The 18,301-nt window shown below is 56.3% G+C and carries 16 protein-coding genes; 7 read left to right on the top strand and 9 right to left on the bottom strand.

Annotated elements, in window-relative coordinates; translation table 11 throughout:
* Positions 1 to 69: 69 nt before the first annotated feature.
* The 9 genes from GA0071314_RS10715 to GA0071314_RS10675 form a co-directional block, all read right to left on the bottom strand.
* A complete protein-coding gene (locus tag GA0071314_RS10715; RefSeq protein ID WP_074396629.1) occupies positions 70 to 639 on the bottom strand; it encodes a hypothetical protein in 570 nt (189 codons plus the stop codon).
* A gap of 35 nt (positions 640 to 674) precedes the next feature.
* Entirely contained in the window at positions 675 to 1,508 is an 834-nt protein-coding gene (locus GA0071314_RS10710) for a class I SAM-dependent methyltransferase (RefSeq protein WP_074396628.1), read from the bottom strand.
* Between the two features lie 63 nt (positions 1,509 to 1,571).
* On the bottom strand, positions 1,572 to 3,269 hold the full coding sequence (locus GA0071314_RS10705; protein WP_074396627.1) for an AMP-binding protein: 1,698 nt from the start codon (positions 3,267 to 3,269) through the stop codon (positions 1,572 to 1,574).
* 61 nt (positions 3,270 to 3,330) lie between these two features.
* On the bottom strand, positions 3,331 to 4,239 hold the full coding sequence (locus GA0071314_RS10700; protein ID WP_074396626.1) for a hydroxymethylglutaryl-CoA lyase: 909 nt from the start codon (positions 4,237 to 4,239) through the stop codon (positions 3,331 to 3,333).
* A gap of 9 nt (positions 4,240 to 4,248) precedes the next feature.
* Positions 4,249 to 6,288, bottom strand: coding sequence for an acetyl/propionyl/methylcrotonyl-CoA carboxylase subunit alpha (locus GA0071314_RS10695; RefSeq protein WP_074396625.1), 2,040 nt, complete (start codon positions 6,286 to 6,288; stop codon positions 4,249 to 4,251).
* Positions 6,285 to 7,118, bottom strand: coding sequence for an enoyl-CoA hydratase/isomerase family protein (locus tag GA0071314_RS10690; RefSeq protein WP_074396624.1), 834 nt, complete (start codon positions 7,116 to 7,118; stop codon positions 6,285 to 6,287). The genes GA0071314_RS10695 and GA0071314_RS10690 overlap by 4 nt, the downstream gene beginning before the upstream one ends.
* 12 nt (positions 7,119 to 7,130) lie before the next feature.
* Positions 7,131 to 8,738: a carboxyl transferase domain-containing protein gene (locus tag GA0071314_RS10685; protein WP_074396623.1), complete on the bottom strand. Its 1,608-nt coding sequence runs from the start codon at positions 8,736 to 8,738 to the stop codon at positions 7,131 to 7,133.
* 10 nt (positions 8,739 to 8,748) lie between these two features.
* On the bottom strand, positions 8,749 to 9,918 hold the full coding sequence (locus tag GA0071314_RS10680; protein WP_074396622.1) for an isovaleryl-CoA dehydrogenase: 1,170 nt from the start codon (positions 9,916 to 9,918) through the stop codon (positions 8,749 to 8,751).
* Between the two features lie 56 nt (positions 9,919 to 9,974).
* Positions 9,975 to 10,427 carry a MerR family transcriptional regulator gene (locus tag GA0071314_RS10675; protein WP_074396621.1) on the bottom strand — a complete coding sequence of 151 codons (453 nt, stop codon included), beginning with the start codon at positions 10,425 to 10,427 and terminating at the stop codon, positions 9,975 to 9,977.
* A gap of 377 nt (positions 10,428 to 10,804) precedes the next feature.
* On the opposite strand from GA0071314_RS10675, the gene GA0071314_RS10670 reads away from it, so the two are divergent.
* From GA0071314_RS10670 to GA0071314_RS10640, 7 genes are all read left to right on the top strand, one after another.
* Complete coding sequence (locus GA0071314_RS10670) at positions 10,805 to 11,611, top strand: ABC transporter ATP-binding protein (protein WP_074396620.1); 807 nt, start codon at positions 10,805 to 10,807, stop codon at positions 11,609 to 11,611.
* Positions 11,608 to 12,366 (top strand): ABC transporter ATP-binding protein, encoded by a 759-nt coding sequence (locus GA0071314_RS10665; protein ID WP_074396619.1) that lies wholly within the window; start codon positions 11,608 to 11,610, stop codon positions 12,364 to 12,366. The genes GA0071314_RS10670 and GA0071314_RS10665 overlap by 4 nt, the downstream gene beginning before the upstream one ends.
* 111 nt (positions 12,367 to 12,477) lie before the next feature.
* Entirely contained in the window at positions 12,478 to 13,701 is a 1,224-nt protein-coding gene (locus GA0071314_RS10660; protein ID WP_074396618.1) for an ABC transporter substrate-binding protein, read from the top strand.
* 84 nt (positions 13,702 to 13,785) lie between these two features.
* A complete protein-coding gene (locus tag GA0071314_RS10655; protein ID WP_074396617.1) occupies positions 13,786 to 14,673 on the top strand; it encodes a branched-chain amino acid ABC transporter permease in 888 nt (295 codons plus the stop codon).
* A 3-nt stretch (positions 14,674 to 14,676) separates the two neighbouring features.
* Complete coding sequence (locus GA0071314_RS10650; protein WP_074396616.1) at positions 14,677 to 15,669, top strand: branched-chain amino acid ABC transporter permease; 993 nt, start codon at positions 14,677 to 14,679, stop codon at positions 15,667 to 15,669.
* Positions 15,670 to 15,939: 270 nt separating this feature from the next.
* Complete coding sequence (locus tag GA0071314_RS10645) at positions 15,940 to 17,094, top strand: acyl-CoA dehydrogenase family protein (protein ID WP_074396615.1); 1,155 nt, start codon at positions 15,940 to 15,942, stop codon at positions 17,092 to 17,094.
* A 54-nt stretch (positions 17,095 to 17,148) separates the two neighbouring features.
* On the top strand, positions 17,149 to 18,264 hold the full coding sequence (locus GA0071314_RS10640; protein WP_074396614.1) for an enoyl-CoA hydratase/isomerase family protein: 1,116 nt from the start codon (positions 17,149 to 17,151) through the stop codon (positions 18,262 to 18,264).
* The last annotated feature ends 37 nt before the right edge of the window (positions 18,265 to 18,301 follow it).

Genomic DNA, 18,301 nt, shown 5'->3' with positions numbered 1-18,301 from the left:
ACGCGTAAGAGATCGCTTACAGAGCAATTGGTAATCACGAGAACGTGAAGTAGGCTGTAGTGAGAGTCGTTAAAACGGCAGATGTAGCGAAGCGCTGAGCATGCTGAGGTGGTCGAGGGTGGGGGCGTCGATGCGTTCGTATTCAAGACGGCTGACAAGACGATCAATGGTGACGGTGGCACCAAACCCCTGTAAGAGCGCGGTGCCACTCTCATCGATATCTTGCAATGGACGGTAACTTTCGCCACGCCACTCAGTTAGCCCTGATTTGGCGTACACGCTGAATGCCCCCATGCGCAAACCGGCTACCACGGCGCCGCCCAAACTGAGGGTATCCATAATCAATGGGCTAATACTGGATGAAATGGAGACTTCTTCACTCTCGCGGTAGGCCAGTTCAGCGCCAATATCGACCTGGGGGAGCTGCCAAGGACTAAATCCCGCCGTTAAGCGAAAACCGCTGGTATAACTATCGATACTGGTGAGGTCGCTGCCTTCGAGGATAACGCCGTTATCAAGTTGCATCAGCTCGCTTTGCGGTGACGTGTACGCCAACGCAGCCGAATATTCGTCAGCATAGGCGCTAGCGTAGGGCACGACGCAACAGAGTAGGGTGCTTGCCAAGCGTTTTATTGGCATTTTTGTATACCTGGAGGCGTCCAGTAAAGGCAGATCTATTGAGAATAGCAACTGGCCTTGATTTCTACCAATTTAATTGCGCCGCTGACCAGATTCTCGACCAGATGCTGGCCCATTGCCATGAAACGCTCGCCAAAGACCCACTGAGGGGAAAGCACTGCCTGGCGTGGGGTCTGCTCTTTTTGGCGCTGGCGCTGGCGCCACTCAAGGGCGGTATCGCTCCAGTCGTCGAGGTGTTGAATGTGAAAGCCTTTCGACGTGAGCAGTTGGACTAATGTCTCTTGGGTAAGTAGATGAGAATGCGCGGCCGAGGTTGCCCATGGCACGGGGTAGATAAGATCCGCCACGTTAGGACCACTAACCACTTCATGCATCACTAATTGGCCTTGAGAGCTTAGCACGCGGTGACACTCGCCAATCACCCTGGCCGCGTCGGGCATGTTGAGCAAGCTGTGTTGAAACACCACGGCATCGAAACACCCCGCTGTAAAGGGGAGCGCGCAGGCGTCAGCGGTGATCCAAGCAAGTGGCGGGGTGTCTGGGTTTTCTACCAGGGCGCTCAGCGATTGGTTGAGGACGTTAAAACGATGGGTAAGATCAAGACCCACCATGTGATAGCCAAGGGCCGCACCCTGGCGCATTAACCCGCCTAGCCCCGCGCCTATATCCAGCACACGGGTCGGCTCACTGGGGTCGATCAGGTTGAGCAGTTTGGCGGAAGCCGCCATACCGCCAATATGCAACTGGTCGAGGGGAGCAAGCTGGCGCAGCGTTGGGCCGTCAGGATAGTGAGCACGGATTTGGTCCAACACCTCGCGATCACGCAGCGCCTGCTGATAATGCGCCACGAGGGGCGAGTGGAAAGCCATGGTTGATGCTCCTCCGCTAGCCCAAGCACGCCGACGGGGCCAGCGTGCTGGGTGCTCTTGTGGCTAGTCGTCCAGCCCCAGCTCCTGAATGGAAATTTCACGCATTTTAAATTTCTGGATTTTGCCAGTGACGGTCATTGGGAATTCATCGACGAATTTGAAGTAGCGCGGAATCTTGAAGTGGGTGATCTTGCCTTTGCAGTATTCGCGCAGTTCTTCGCCTGTGATGTCGTCGGCAGTAGCGTTGAGTTTGACCCAGGCAATTAACTCTTCACCGTATTTTTTGTCCGGCACGCCAGTGACCTGCACCTCTGAAATGGCCGGGTGAGCGTAGAGAAACTCCTCGATCTCTTTGGGGTAAACGTTTTCACCGCCGCGAATCACCATGTCCTTGATACGCCCGACGATCTGAACGTAGCCTTCTTCATCCATGGTGGCCAAGTCACCAGTATGCATCCAGCCCGCCTCGTCAATGGCCTCGGCGGTGGCTTGATCGTTGTTCCAGTATTTGAGCATCACGCTGTAGCCGCGGGTGCACAATTCGCCAATTTCACCGCGGGGCAGAACCCCACCGTTGCCTGGGTCGACAATTTTGGTTTCCAGGTGCGGCTGGGTACGGCCGACAGTCGACACACGCTTTTCTATGCTGTCGTCGGCGCCGGTTTGGGTAGATACAGGGCTGGTTTCCGTCATGCCGTAGGCGATCTGTACGCCTTTCATGTTCATCTTATTGATGACCTGCTTCATGATTTCCGCCGGGCAGATCGACCCCGCCATAATACCGGTGCGTAGCGAAGAGAGATCAGTGCCGGGGAAGTCCGGATGATCCAGCTCGGCGATAAACATGGTCGGCACGCCATAAAGCGCCGTGGCTTTTTGTTCGTGTACCGCCTTAAGTACTTTGCCAGGATCAAAGCCTTCGTCTGGGTAGATCATCGCTGCGCCATGGGTCATACAGCCCAGGTTGCCCATCACCATGCCGAAGCAGTGGTAGAGCGGTACGGGAATCACCAGGCGGTCGTCGCTGGTAAAGCCCATGCTTTCGGCGACAAAAAAGCCGTTATTGAGAATGTTGTGGTGGGACAGCGTGGCGCCCTTGGGAAAGCCCGTGGTGCCCGAGGTGTACTGAATGTTGATCGGATCATCAAACTGCAGCGTGGCCTGCAGATCGTTAACGTCGGTTTGGCTGACGTGGTGTGCCTCGTCCATCAGGTCGGCCCAGCGCCACATGCCGTTGTGCTTGTCGGCGCTTAGGTTAATCACGCACTCAAGGTCGGGTAGTTTTTGTGACTTAAGCTTGCCCTCGGCGCTGGCTGTTAGTTCGGGGGCCAGCTCATACAGCATGCCGCGGTAGTCCGACGTTTTGAAGCTATCGGCCGTTATCAGAAAGCGCGCGCCGGACTGGTTGAGCGCGTATTCAAGCTCATGGGTACGGTACGAGGGATTAATATTGACCAGAATCGCGCCAATTTTAGCGGTGGCGAATTGGGTGATCGTCCACTCGCTACAGTTGGGTGCCCAAATACCTACCCGGTCGCCTTTTTTAACGCCGATGGCGAGTAGCGCGCGGGCGCAGCGGTTAACCTCTTCCTGAAGTTTCCGGTAGCTCCAGTGGATGTTCTGGTGTAGCGAAATTAACGCGTCGTTGTCGGGATACTGCGCAGCGACCTGATCAAATTTATCGCCAATAGTCATGCCCAGCAGTGGCCTATCGGCGGTGCTGCTGGTGTAGCTTGGGAGGGTAAGTGCAGGTGATGCCATGGTATCTCTCCAAATATTATTGTCTTGTCCGAGCGGATAGGCAGCGACTATTTGTTGTGTGTTATAAGCTGGCGCGGCCTTTTGCCAGGGCGACTTTAGAGCTGGGTTTGCGCCCCAGTTCGCCGGTAATCCAATAGCCGGTATCAATCACTGCTTGCAGGTCAGTGCCGGTATCGATGCCGAGTCCTGCTAATAGATAGAGCACGTCTTCGGTGGCCACATTGCCTGACGCGCCCTTGGCGTACGGGCAGCCGCCGAGCCCGGCGGTAGCCGCATCAATCACGCTGACGCCTTCTTCCAACACGGCGTAGAGGTTTGCCAGCGCCATGCCATAGGTGTCGTGAAAGTGGGCAGCGAGATGCTCAACAGGCACATGCTGGCGGGTCGCCTCGATCATGCGCTTGGCGGCGAGCGGGGTGCCAACGCCAATGGTGTCGCCCAGCGAGATTTCGTAACAACCCATGTCATAAAGTGCTTTGGCCACCTCGGCCACCTTGCGCGGCACAATATCGCCTTCGTAGGGGCAGCCCAGCACGCAAGACACATAGCCGCGCACCGGCACGCCCGCCGACTTGGCGCGTTCAAGTACTGGTGCAAAGCGCGCTAGGGATTCGGCAATGGAGCAGTTGATGTTCTTCTGCGAAAACGCTTCGGAGGCCGCGCCGAACACCGCGACTTCTTCAACACCAACCGCTAAAGCGTTTTCCAGCCCTTTCATATTAGGTGTCAGCGCGGAGTAAACCACTCCTGGATGGCGCTGAATGCCGGCCATTACCTCAGCGGCATCGCCCATTTGCGGCACCCACTTGGGGGAGACAAAACTGGCGGCTTCGATGTGCGCTATACCCGTCTTGGCAAGCCGCTCAATCAATTCGATTTTAATAGCGGTGGGCACTGGGTCACCCGGCTCATTTTGCAAGCCGTCGCGAGGGGCCATTTCAAACAGTTTGACGGACGTAGGCAGCGCCATGGTGAGCTCCTATTCGCTGGGGGCAAAGTCGAGCAGGACATCGCCCTGGCTGACCGTATCACCGGCCCGGAAGTGGAACGACGCCACGCTGCCATCGGCCGGAGCGGTCATGGTGTGTTCCATTTTCATGGCTTCCATGACCATCAGCGGCATGCCTTTCTCAACGGCCACGCTGGGCTCAACGAGTAGTGCAACGACGGTGCCGTTCATGGGTGCCGTCAGCGTGGATTCTGCTTCGTGGTGGCCGTGATCGATGGCGTCGATACGCCGCCAGAACAGGCGGGTTTCGCCGCTGGGGTCGGCCATTACCACAATATGACCATCACGGCGTGCTTGAAGGCGATGGCGGTGGCCGTTCAGCGTGACCGCGACGGCATCGCCTGTGAGCGGCTGCAGGCTGGCGGTAAGCGTTTCATCGCCGATGGTGAGATTCCACAGCGACTCGCCACTGCTGCGCTTGCCCTCAACAATCACCACGGCCTCGTCGTTATCCGGTGCCTGAGCACTTGCCGGATCGCAGAGTGCAATGCGAATAGTGTGGGGTGCATTCAGGCGGAAGCCATCATGGCGGTCCCAGGGCGAGTCGCTCTCGCATTCTTGCGCTAGTTGGTTCAGGCCAATCAGCGCGGCGCTGGCGTAGGCTTCCCGGCTATAGGTTTTCGGCGCGAACAGCGTGGCTTCATTGCGTTCAATAAAGCGCGTATCCAACTCCACATTTTTAAAGCTGGGATGCGTTGCTAAACGCATTAAGAAGGCGCGGTTGGTGACCACGCCTTGGACGTCCAGCGCCGCCAGGGCACGATTAAGCGTTGCGAGCGCCGCGTCGCGGTCAACGCCGTGAACGATCAGTTTGGCGAGCATAGGGTCGTAGTGCATCGACACGGCATCACCGCTTTCCACGCCGCTATCCAATCGAACCTGATCGGCGTTTAAATCGGCACCCTCTAGATCCAGCGCGAAGCGCGTCAGCAGTCCAGTGGCGGGCAGAAAGTCCTGATCCGGGTCTTCGGCATAAATACGTGCTTCAAAGCTGTGCCCGGTAATGGTCAGTTCGTCTTGGGTGCAGGGTAGCGGTTCGCCCATCGCCACGCGCAGCTGCCACTCGACAAGATCCTGCCCGGTGATCATCTCGGTGACCGGGTGCTCAACCTGAAGGCGGGTGTTCATCTCCATAAAGTAGAAAGACCCATCCGCGTCTAGCAAAAATTCGACGGTGCCCGCGCCTACATAGCCGATCTCTTGGGCAGCGCGCACTGCGGCATCACCCATGGCGCGGCGCAGGTCCGCTGTCATACCCGGTGCGGGTGCTTCTTCGATGACTTTTTGATGGCGGCGCTGAACGCTGCAGTCGCGCTCGAACAAGTAGACGCCGTTGCCTTGATGGTCGCAGAATACCTGCACTTCCACGTGGCGCGGCTGCACAAGGTACTTCTCTATCAGCATGCGATCGTCGCCGAAGGCGGCCTTGGACTCGCGTCGGCAGCCGTCTAGCGCGGCTTGGAAGGCGTCAGTGGATTCGACCACGCGCATGCCTTTGCCGCCACCGCCTGCGCTGGCTTTGAGCATTACCGGGTAGCCGATCTTGTCGGCTTCATCACGAAGCAGAGCGTCGCCTTGGTCATCACCGTGGTAGCCAGGCACCAGCGGGACACCAGCATTGGCCATGCGCACCTTGGCGGCAGATTTATCGCCCATGGCGGCAATTGCCGCCATGGGCGGGCCCACAAAGGTAATACCTGCTTGTTCAAGCGCCTTTACAAAGCTGCCATTCTCGGAAAGAAAGCCGTAGCCGGGGTGTATCGCGCCGCTACCGGTACGTTTAGCGGCGTCGATGACCGCCTCGATATTCAGATAGCTTTCCCGCGCGGCGGCGGGGCCTAAGCGTATCGCTTCGTCGGCTTCGCGCACGTGACGAGCACTGGCATCGGCGTCAGAGTAAACAGCCACGGTTTTTAAGCCCATGCGGCGCGCGGTACGCATTACACGGCAGGCGATTTCGCCTCGGTTGGCCACTAGCAGCGTATCGAATTTCGTGGGATTAGACGTCATAAGCGTGGCTCCGCAGCGTTGTTATGTTGTTGAGGACTGGACGGCGCTGTCCAGGCGGGGCGGCGCTTTTCAAGAAAGCTGGATAAGCCTTCTTGACCTTCCTGGCTTACCCGCAGCTTGGCGATCACCTGGCAGGTATGCTCGCGGGTGTCGTCACTGTCAGGCGCTTGAGCCACCGTGGCCATTAAGGCTTTGGTGGCGCGCTGGGCCTGAGGGGAGCCTTTTAGTAGTGTTGCCAGCATGATGTCCACTTCGTCGTCTAGCTTATCGTGCTCCACCACCATATGGACTAAGCCCAGCGCGAGGGCTATTTCGGCGTCCATGACTTCGGCGGTTAACGCATAGCGGCGCATCTGTCGTTCGCCCAGGGCTCGCTGCACATAGGGGCTGATGACCGCAGGCGATAGGCCGATGTTGACTTCCGATAGGCAGAATTTGGCTTTTCCTGAGGCGATCACGATATCGCAGCAGGCAGCCAAGCCCACCGCGCCGCCAAAGGCAGCCCCTTGAACGCGGCAAACCGTGGGGCAGGGCAGTGTATCGAGCCCGTGCATGAGGGCGGCAAGCTTGCGGGAGTCGGCGAGGTTATCTTCCAGGCCGTAATCGACCATGCGCTTCATCCAGTTCAGGTCGGCACCCGCTGAGAAGCTTTTGCCTTCTGACCCCAGCACTACCGCGCGCACATCGCCTGCTTCGGCCAACGTATGCAACTGGTCAAGGTGCGCGTTTAGCTCAGCGATCAAACTATCGTCAAAGGCGTTATGCACCTCGGGGCGGTTTAACGTAAGGCGCGCCACGTTGTCTTCGATACTTAGTGTTGAATAAGCCATGATGTCCAACCTCTACATGCGGAACACGCCGAAACGTGTGTCTTCGATGTCTGCGTTCATCGCGGCGGCTAGTGAAAGCCCCAGCACATCGCGGGTTTGCAGCGGGTCGATGACGCCGTCGTCCCATAGTCGGGCGCTGGCGTAGTAGGGGTGGCCCTGGTGCTCGTACTGGTCGCGGGTGGGTTGCTTAAAGGCTTCTTCATCGGCTTTCGTCCACTCGTTGCCATCGCGCTCGTACTGTTCGCGTTTTACCTGCGCAAGTACGCCTGCTGCCTGCTCGCCACCCATCACTGAAATGCGCGCGTTAGGCCACATAAACAGCAGGTTGGGGTCATAGGCGCGACCACACATGCCGTAGTTGCCGGCGCCAAAGCTGCCACCAATTAGCACGGTGTATTTGGGCACCTTGGCGCAGGCCACGGCAGTCACCAGTTTGGCGCCGTGCTTGGCAATGCCTTCGTGCTCGTACTTGGAACCGACCATAAAACCGGTGATGTTCTGCAGGAACACCAGCGGAATCTTGCGCTGGGCGCATAGCTCGATAAAGTGCGCACCTTTCACGGCGCTTTCGGAAAACAGCACGCCGTTGTTGGCCACAATGCCCACCGGGTAGCCGTGAATATGGGCAAAGCCGGTGACCAGGGTTTCGCCGTAGTAGCGCTTGAACTCGTCAAAGTCGGAGTCATCGACGATGCGGCCAATCACTTCGCGTACATCAAAAGGCTTTTTAAGGTCGGTGCCGACAATGCCATACAGTTCAGACGGGTCGAGTTTGGGCGGCTTGGGCGCCTGCATGGCAAGCTTGCCGCGCTTTTGCCAGTTCAGCCGTGATACACAGGCGCGGGCAAGTTGAAGTGCATGGGCGTCGTTTTCTGCATAGTGGTCGGCCACGCCGCTGACCTTGGCGTGGACATCGGCGCCCCCCAGGTCTTCAGCGCTGATGCTCTCGCCGGTGGCGGCTTTTACCAAGGGTGGGCCGCCGAGGAAAATCGTGCCCTGCTCCTTAACGATGATCGACTCATCCGCCATGGCGGGTACATAAGCGCCGCCCGCGGTACAGGAGCCCATCACCACGGCAATTTGCGGAATGCCTTCGGCGGACATGGTCGCCTGGTTGTAGAAGATGCGCCCGAAGTGGTCGCGGTCGGGGAAGACTTCATCCTGGCGGGGCAGAAAAGCGCCGCCGGAGTCGACTAAATAGATACACGGCAGGCGATGTTTACGGGCGATCTCCTGGGCGCGAATATGTTTTTTCACCGTGAGTGGGAAGTAGGTGCCGCCTTTCACCGTGGCATCGTTGGCGACAATCACGCACTCGACGCCGGAAACGCGGCCAATGCCGGTCACCACACCTGCCGCCGGTATCTCGCTTTCATAAACGTGGTGGGCGGCAAGCGCTGAAAATTCGAGAAACGGCGAGCCTTCATCGATCAAGTGATCGATTCGGTCACGCACAAACAGCTTACCCCGGCTTTCGTGACGCTCGCGGGCTTTGGCACCGCCGCCCTGGGCGACGGCGGCGGTCAGCGCACGTAGTTTGTTGACTTCACCCAGCATAGAGGCTTCGTTGGCTTGAAACACATCGCTACGCGGATTGACTTGGCTATTCACAGTGCTCATGGCGCGACCTTTATTTGCTTTCAGTAAACAGTTCGCGGCCAATCAGCATGCGCCGAATCTCGCTGGTGCCCGCGCCAATTTCATATAGCTTGGCATCGCGCAGCAGGCGTCCGGTGGGGTATTCGTTGATATAGCCGTTGCCGCCGAGTAGCTGAATGGAGTCCAGTGCCACCTGGGTGGCTTTTTCAGCGCAGTAGAGGATTACGCCGGCTGCGTCTTTACGGGAGGTCTGGCCCCGATCACAGGCGCCCGCGACCGCGTATAAATAGGCGCGGCAGGCGTTCAGAGTGGTGTACATATCGGCCACTTTGCCCTGTACCAGTTGGAACTCACCTATCGACTGATTGAATTGTTTGCGCTCATGGATATAGGGCAACACCACGTCCATGGCGGCCTGCATAATGCCGATGGGGCCAGCGGCCAGCACGGTGCGCTCAAAATCCAATCCGCTCATCAATACCCGAACGCCCTTGCCTTCATCGCCGAGTATGTTTTCAGCGGGAACGGCGCAGTCCTGGAACACCAACTCGCAGGTATTGGAGCCGCGCATGCCGAGTTTGTCGAGCTTCTGGGCGGTAGAGAAGCCGGGCATGCCTTTTTCGATAATAAAGGCAGTGATGCCCTTGGAGCCGGCGTCTGGATCGGTTTTGGCATACACCACCAGTACGTCCGCATCCGGGCCGTTGGTGATCCACATCTTGTTGCCGTTGAGAATGTAATGATCGCCATCTCGCTTGGCGCGCAGCTGCATAGAGACCACATCCGAGCCTGCACCGGGTTCGGACATGGCAAGTGCCCCCACGTGGTCGCCACTGATTAACTTGGGCAGGTATTTGGCTTTTTGCTCGGCAGAAGCGTTAATTTTGATTTGGTTGACGCACAGGTTGGAGTGCGCGCCATAAGATAGCGCCACCGATGCGCTGGCCCGGGAAATTTCTTCCATGGCTATACAGTGGGCGAGATAGCCCATGCCGCTGCCGCCGTCTTCTTCAGATACGGTAATTCCCAACAGTCCCATATCGCCAAACTTCTTCCATAAATCATTAGGAAACTCATTGGACTGATCGATCTCAGCGGCACGCGGGGCAATTTCGCTGGAGGCAAAGGCGTTGACCTGCTCGCGCAGCATATTCAGTTCGTCATCAAGACCGAAGTTCAGTTCTGAGTAGTGTGAAAACATGGTCAATCACCTGTTGTTCATTGTGTTGATAAGAGTGCTGGCGGTATGGGGCTGAGTCAGTGCGTGGTCGCGGACGAAGAGGGCGATGCTTGATCAGACGATTCCGTCTGCTCTTCTTCTCTCTGTTTCTGATGTAGCTCTTCGAGCGCTTGGCGGCAGCGAATCTCGGCACTTTCAAGCTCAAGCTGCACCATGGTGATGTCTTTCATTTGCTGATCGAGCGCCGCTCGACGTTCGGCTATTTTGCTGAGCATTAAATGCAGCTGTTTTTTACTGCCGCTGCGTGTTTCATCCCATAGCTCGAATAGCTCGCGGATTTCGGCGAGTGAAAACCCAAGACGCTTACCGCGAATGGTCAATTTAAGGCGCACCCGGTCTTTACTGCTGTACACGCGGGTTTGTCCGCGTCGTGTCGGGTGCAATAACTCTTGATCTTCATAGAAGCGGATGCTGCGGGTGGTTAAATCAAACTCGTTGGCTAGTTCACTGATCGAGTAGGTTTTGCTCATGATGACTTTCTCTTAAATAAGTATATGCCCCTATGGAACACTGACCATGAGGCTAAAACAAGTTTACGTTAACGTAAAGCAATTATTGCAATGCGATGTTTGCTATTAACTTTGTGTAATTAACTGAATTTGAAGTAATTATTGGAGGTTTCTGTCAGCTTTGTATATTTTCGTAGACCAAAGTTGTAATTGTAATCACCTGCAAGAGGTTGCTAGTTTGCACTTACACCTTACGTTCAGGTAAGGATGCGTTGCCAGCTAACGATTTCCACTCCCGAGTGTAGAGGCTGGTGTATGGAGGCTACTGATCAATACGGCGTTAACGTAAGTCAGGGCCTTCTGAGTCAGCACAAGAACAACAAGAGGCTTACCACTTCATGTGTGCAGACGATGTTCAAAAAGCACATGTCCTCGAAACACGAGGGCTGACCAAGGAGTTTCGTGGTTTTACGGCGGTGGATGATGTCAATCTGCAGGTACAAGAGGGGCACATTCATGCCTTGATTGGCCCTAATGGCGCCGGAAAAACCACGGTGTTCAACCTGCTGACCAAATTTTTGCCGCCCACGCGGGGTGAAATTCTCTACCGTGGTAAATCGATTACCTCGATGAAATCCAATGAAATAGCTCGCCTGGGGCTCGTGCGCTCGTTTCAAATTTCCGCTGTGTTCGCCCATATGACAGCGCTTGAGAATGTGCGGGTAGCGCTTCAGCGGCCGCTGGGCACGTCCTTTCATTTTTGGAAGTCGGGCAAATCACTTGACCATTTAAATGAAAGGGCGCTGGCGCTGTTGGATGAAGTCGGGCTTGTTGAGTATGCCGATACGTTAACGGTAGAGATGCCTTACGGCCGCAAGCGAGCACTAGAGATTGCCACCACGTTGGCGCTTGATCCCACTATGATGCTGCTGGATGAACCTACACAGGGCATGGGCGCAGAAGATGTTGACCGCATTGTGGCGCTGATTAAACGCGTCTCAAAAGGGCGAACCGTATTGATGGTCGAGCATAATCTAAGCGTGGTGAGCCGTTTGTGTGACCGTATTACCGTTCTGGCGCGAGGCGCGGTGCTGGCTGAAGGCGACTACGATAATGTGTCCCGCAATCCGTTGGTCCGCGAAGCCTATATGGGCAGCGATGCCGCAGAAGAAGAGGGTCCTGGAAAAGAGGGCGTCGCCGTATGAACACTGCCGAAACCCAAGCACCACATACCGATACTGCCTCGCCGGATGCTCAATCTCTGGAAATGTTGCGTGTTCAAGACATGCACGCTTTCTACGGCGAGTCGCACATCCTTCACGGGGTTAATTTTGACGTAAAGCGCGGTGAGTTGGTGACCTTGCTTGGCCGCAATGGGGCAGGGCGTAGCACGACGCTAAAAGCAATTATGAACATGGTGGGGCGGCGTACCGGGTCCATCGTGATCAATGGCAACGAAACCCTGCACATGAAACCGCACCATATTCCGCGTTTAGGTATTGGCTATTGCCCTGAAGAGCGGGGCATCTTTGCCAGCCTTGATGTACACGAAAACCTACTGCTGCCGCCCACCGTGCGTTCAGGCGGGATGAGCCTGGATGACATTTACGCCATGTTCCCCAATTTGTACGAGCGTCGCAAAAGCCAAGGCACGCGACTGTCGGGCGGCGAGCAGCAGATGCTGGCGATGGCGCGCATTCTTCGTACCGGGGCGCGCATGCTGTTACTGGATGAAATTACCGAAGGTTTGGCACCGGTGATAGTGCAAAAGCTTGGTGAAGTATTGAAGCAGCTTAAGTCGCGCGGCATGACCATTGTGCTGGTGGAGCAAAATTTTCGCTTTGCCGCCCCGCTGGCGGATCGCCACTTCGTTATGGAGCACGGGCAAATCGTAGAGGAAATTAGCGCAGCCGAGCTGCCGTCACGCCGCGACCATTTAAATTCAATGCTGGGGGTATAACTCACCGACACGACCTTTTTGCTCTAATGCCCAAGCTAACGCTTGACCAAGCGCATTTAATGCTTCGCCTGCACCACAACAACAAAGGCTCCCAAGAGCCAGGAGAACAGCATGACCTTTAACAAAAAAACGCTAGCTACCTGTATTGCCGCTGCGGCAGCCTTGAGCCTAATGGCTTCCGCTGCTCAGGCAGAAATGAGCGATGACGAAATTCGCATTGGCTACTTGGCTGATATGTCGGGTACCTACCGCGACCTAGCCGGGCCGGGTGGCTTAACCGCGCTGGAAATGGCGGTTGAAGACTTCGGTGGCAGTGTTAATGGTACCCCCATTGAAATATTTAGTGCCGACGACCGCAATAGTGCCGACGTTGGGGCCAACGCAGTGCGTGAGTGGGTTGACGAGGATAACGTCGATATGGTTGCCGGGCTGGTAGCCTCGTCGGTATCCATTGCCGTCACCAAAGTACTGGAGGAAAACGACGGCCTGGGTATTGTCTCGGGGTCTGCCGCTTCCAGCATCACCAACGAGCATTGCACTCCTAACCATATTCACTGGGTGTACGATACTTACCCGCTGGCTAACGGCACGGCGAAAGCGGTGGTCGAGCAGGGCGGCGATAGCTGGTTTATGCTAACCGCGGACTACGCCTTTGGCCATGCCCTGGAAGCCGATGTTACCAAGGTGGTCGAAGAAAGCGGCGGCGAAATTGTTGATAGCGTGCGCCATCCGTTCCCCACCAATGATTTCTCTTCTTACATCCTCCAGGCCCAGGGCTCTGGTGCCAAGATTGTGGGACTGGCGAATGCCGGTTCCGACACCGTCAACGCGATTACCACCGCTAGCGAGTTTGGCTTGACCGATTCGGGCCAACAGCTTGCCGGGCTGCTGATCTTCCTCAACGATGTTCATGCACTGGGGCTTGAAGCCACCCAAAACCTGCTACTGACCACCGGTTGGTACTGGGATATGGACGAAGAGTCCCGCGAGTGGGCAGAGCGTTACTATGAAGAAGAAGAGCGCATGCCGACCATGGTGCAGGCAGGTATCTACTCAAGCACCATGCACTACCTCAAAGCCGTTGAAGCGGCAGGGACTGATGACCCTGAAACTATTCGCGCCAAAATGGCCGAGGAACCGATCAACGACTTCTTCGCTCGCAACGGTCAAATTCGTGAAGACGGCCGCATGATTCACGATATGTACCTCGCTCAGGTGAAAACGCCCGAGGAATCCACCGGTGAGTGGGATCTTTACGAAATCCTCAGCACCATTCCCGCCGAAGAAGCTTACCGTCCGCTGTCTGAGAGCCAGTGCAAGCTGGTGCAGAACTAAAGCCAAGCTTCGCAATAACTAAGCAACCACCCTCGGGTAGCGGCCACCGGCTGCTACCCGGTTGATGGCGGGGAGAGTCGTACCATGACGATGATATTCGGTGTGCCAATGGCCGTGTTCATGGGGCAGTTGACGCTGGGCCTGGTGAATGGGGCCTTCTATGCGCTGCTCAGCCTGGGCCTGGCGGTCATCTTCGGCCTATTGAAGATCGTCAACTTTGCCCACGGAGCGCAATACATGCTGGGTGCGTTTGCCGCGCTGCTGGGCTTTCGCTATTTGGGTATTAATTATTGGCTGGCACTTATCTTGGTGCCGCTGGTGGTAGGGGCTTTCGGTATGCTGATGGAGCGCTTTCTGCTTCGTCGCATTGCCCATCTGGATCACCTCTACGGTTTGCTGTTGACCTTTGGTCTGGCGCTTATATTCGAGGGCACGCTGGTCAATATTTTCGGCGTCTCTGGCGCGCGCTATGTGATGCCTGAGTCGCTACAAGGCGGGGTGAATCTAGGCTTTATGTTTTTACCCGTTTATCGCGGCTGGGTGCTGGTCGCCGCGTTGGCTATGTGCCTGTTCACCTGGTTCATGATCGAGCGCACTCGATTGGGTGCGTACCTGCGGGCCGGGACTGAAAACTCCCAGTTAATGCAGGCCTTCGGCGTTAATGTGCCGCTGCTAATTACGCTGACCTATGGTTTTGGGGTCGGCTTGGCGGCTTTTGCTGGCGTCTTGGCGGCGCCGCTTTATCCGGTTTCGCCCACCATGGGCTCAAGCCTTTTGATTGTGGTGTTTGCCGTCGTCGTCATTGGCGGTATGGGGTCGATTTTAGGGGCCATCATTACGGGGTTGTCGATGGGCATTATTGAGGGGTTAACCAAAGTATATTACCCCGAGGCGGCCAATACGGTGATCTTCCTGGTGATGATCTTAGTGCTGCTGTTACGCCCCTCAGGGCTGTTCGGTAAGGAGGCGTAAACCATGACGCAATCTCAACACGCAACGGCCCCTTCGGTCATCATCGAGCGGCAGCGGCGGGCCAAGCAGCGGCGTACGCTGTTCCTTGTCGCGCTGGTGGCGATAGCGCTGGTAGCCCCCTTTGTGGCCTACCCTGTCTTTTTGATGAAAATTCTCTGCTTTGCGCTGTTTGCCTGCGCGTTCAACTTATTGCTGGGCTATGCGGGCTTGCTATCGTTTGGCCATGCGGCCTTTCTAGCCAGTGGCGGTTACGTGACCGGCTATTTGCTGGCCAGTTACCCCGGCCTTACGCCGGAGTTGGGTATTCTCGCCGGAACGTTAATGGCAACCCTGTTGGGGCTGGTGTTTGGCGTGCTATCGATTCGCCGTCAGGGTATCTACTTTGCCATGGTGACGTTAGCGCTGGCGCAACTGATGTTCTTTGTTTACGTTCAGGCACCCTTTACTGGGGGCGAAGATGGCCTTCACGGCGTACCGCGCGGAGAGCTATTTGGCTTTATTAGTCTGCGTAATAACGTGGCGATGTATTATTTCGTGCTGGCGATCTTTGTGTTTGGCTTTGCGTTGATTCAGCGCACGGTGCATTCGCCCTTCGGGCAGGTGCTCAAGGCCATTCGCGAAAACGAGCCGCGTGCGGTATCGCTTGGCTATAACGTGGACGCTTACAAGTTGGTGGCCTTCGTTATCTCGGCGGCGCTTGCGGGATTGGCAGGCTCTACTAAAACCGTCGTGTTCCAGCTAGCCTCGCTAACGGATGCCCATTGGCATATGTCGGGCGAAGTGATTCTGATGACGCTGCTGGGCGGTGTTGGTACCTTGCTAGGCCCGGTAATGGGGGCAAGCCTGGTAGTTAGTCTCCAGCATCTCCTTGCTCAGTCGCCGTTGGGCAACTGGGTGAGCGTCATCCTGGGGATTATTTTCGTAGTCTGCGTACTGAGTTTTCGCAGCGGTATTGTGGGAGAGCTTGGCAAAATGTACCGCAAAAACTTTAAGTAAATTCTGCTGTGTTATCGATACAGCCGTACCGAGTCTGTCCATTGTTGGGTGCCGTTTGGCACCCTTTTTTTATGCCAAGCATCTGCCTACGCCAAAGGTCGAGGAAGCAAGATAGTTGCTTGCGATAGGCTTAAAATATAAGTTAACGTAAACGTCAATTAACCCCTTTGGCTTCACCGGCCAACACGCTTCGAGCACACAATCACAACAACGAAAGCGCGCGCTTAAAACGATTGGGATTAAGTGGGCGGCTTTCAGCGGAGACACGCTATGAATTTTGAGTTAAGTGAAGACCAGGTTGCGTTTGCCGATATGGCGCGCGCCTTTGCCCAAAACGAGTTGGCCCCCCATGCCGCCGAGTGGGACCAGGAGGCTATTTTCCCCGTTGATGTGATACGCAAAGCGGGCGAGTTAGGCTTTTGCTCGCTTTACGCGCCGGAAAGCGTCGGCGGGCTTGGCCTTTCCAGGTTGGATGCCAGCATCATCTTCGAGCAGCTCTCCATGGGCTGCACCTCAACCACTGCGTACCTAACCATCCATAATATGGTCACTTGGATGCTTGCAGACTTTGGCACGCCTGACGCCGTTGGGCAGTGGGGTGAAAAGCTCGCCAGCGGCGAGCTGCTTGGCTCTTACTGCCTCACCGAGCCCAACTCTGGCTCCGACGCGGCTTCGTTAAAAACCACCGCCAAGCGCGATGGAAATGACTACCTGCTGACCGGCAGCAAAATGTTCATTTCCGGCGCGGGCAGCACCGATGTGTTGATCGTAATGGCGCGCACCGGGGGAGAGGGTGCAGGTGGCGTTTCCGCCTTTGTGGTGGAGGCCAATGCTGACGGCATAAGTTACGGGCGCAAAGAAGCCAAAATGGGCTGGAATAGCCAACCAACCCGCATGATCACCTTCGAAGACGTACGCGTGCCAGCGAGCCAACTGCTGGGTAAGGAAGGCGATGGTTTTAAAATCGCTATGAAAGGCCTGGACGGTGGACGAATCAACATTGCCACCTGCTCGATTGGTACGGCTCAGCAGGCCATCAACGAGGCGCGGGCCTATATGTTGGAGCGCAAGCAGTTTGGCAAGCGCCTGGCGGACTTTCAGGCGCTCCAGTTCCGCCTGGCCGATATGGTCACCGAGCTGGTCGCTGCGCGTCAGCTAGTGCGCTTAGCGGCCACTAAGCTGGATGCGGGCGATGCCGATGCGATCACCTATTGCGCCATGGCCAAGCGTTTCGCCACCGATGTAGGCTTTAAGGTGTGCGACGAAGCGCTACAGTTATATGGCGGTAACGGCTATATCAAGGAATACCCGATGGAACGCTTTGTACGCGATACCCGCGTGCATCGTATTCTTGAAGGCACCAATGAGATCATGCGCCTGATCATTTCACGCCGAGTGCTGGCGGAGGGGGCTGCCGAGCTGTAGCGCTGCCGTGTGGATCTTATCGTTATGGTGATTGCCCGAAATAAGGATGGTTAGATGAGTAGCGTACTGTTTACCGAACACCCCACCCAGGACGGTCACGTCATTGCAGAAATAACCCTCAATGCTGAGCGTTCGCTGAATGCCCTGACCCTGGAAATGATCGACGAAATGCTGCCCCGCTTAGCTGACTGGCAGGACGATGAGCGCGTGGTTGCCGTGCTGCTCGATAGCGTAGGGGAAAAAGCCTTTTGCGCCGGTGGCGATGTGGTCAACCTATATAAAGCCATAAAAGGTGAGGGCGACCCCGACTTTCCGGAGCGTTTTTTTAACCACGAGTACCGTTTGGATTACGCCCTGCACACCTACCCAAAGCCGGTGATTTGCTGGGGTAACGGTATTGTCATGGGCGGCGGCATGGGCCTGCTTAGCGCAAGCAGCCACCGGGTGGTGACCGAAACCTCGCGCCTGGCGATGCCCGAGGTCACCATTGGGCTTTACCCGGATGTGGGCGCCAGCTGGTTTCTGAACCGTTTGCCCAACGGCACCGGCCGGTTTCTTGCCATGACCGGCAGCCAAATCAACGCACCGGATGCTGTTCATCTGGGCCTTGCTGACCGAGCCATTGCCAGCCACCAGCGCGATGCGCTGGCGCAAAAGTTAACCGACGCCGCTTGGGGCGAAGGTGAGCAGACCGATACCCATGGGGTGGTTAATCGTATTCTGCGCGAGCTTGAGCACGCCTCACGACCTGTTTTCGAAGAGTTGGAAGCGCCGGTGTATAAATTCTCGCCGCTGATCCGCGAGCTGATGGACCACGACACCGTCGAGCAAATTGTTGCCGCCATAGCCGGTGTTAAAAGCGACGACAAGTGGTTTGGCAAAGCGCAAAAAACACTGGCCCACGGTAGCCCGGTGTCCATCAAGCTGATTGACGAACAGCTCAAGCGCGCTAAGTACATGTCATTGGCCGAAGTGTTCCAGGCTGAGCTGGCACTTTCGGTGCAGTGTTGTCGCCACCGAGAATTCCCCGAAGGCGTGCGTGCCCTGCTGGTGGATAAAGATGGCAAGCCGAACTGGACCTACCCCGATGTGGCCATGGTGGAGGCATCTTTCATTGATGAACTGCTAACACCGCCGTGGGCGAATAACCCGCTCGACGATCTTCACTAATTTTTACTGACCTTTAGCTTACTTATAACAAGGACAA

It is taken from the genome of Halomonas sp. HL-93, assembly GCF_900086985.1.
Taxonomy (GTDB): Bacteria; Pseudomonadota; Gammaproteobacteria; order Pseudomonadales; family Halomonadaceae; genus Vreelandella.
Note: the sequence above shows the minus strand (reverse complement) of the source record. Positions and strands in the feature narration are given on the sequence as shown.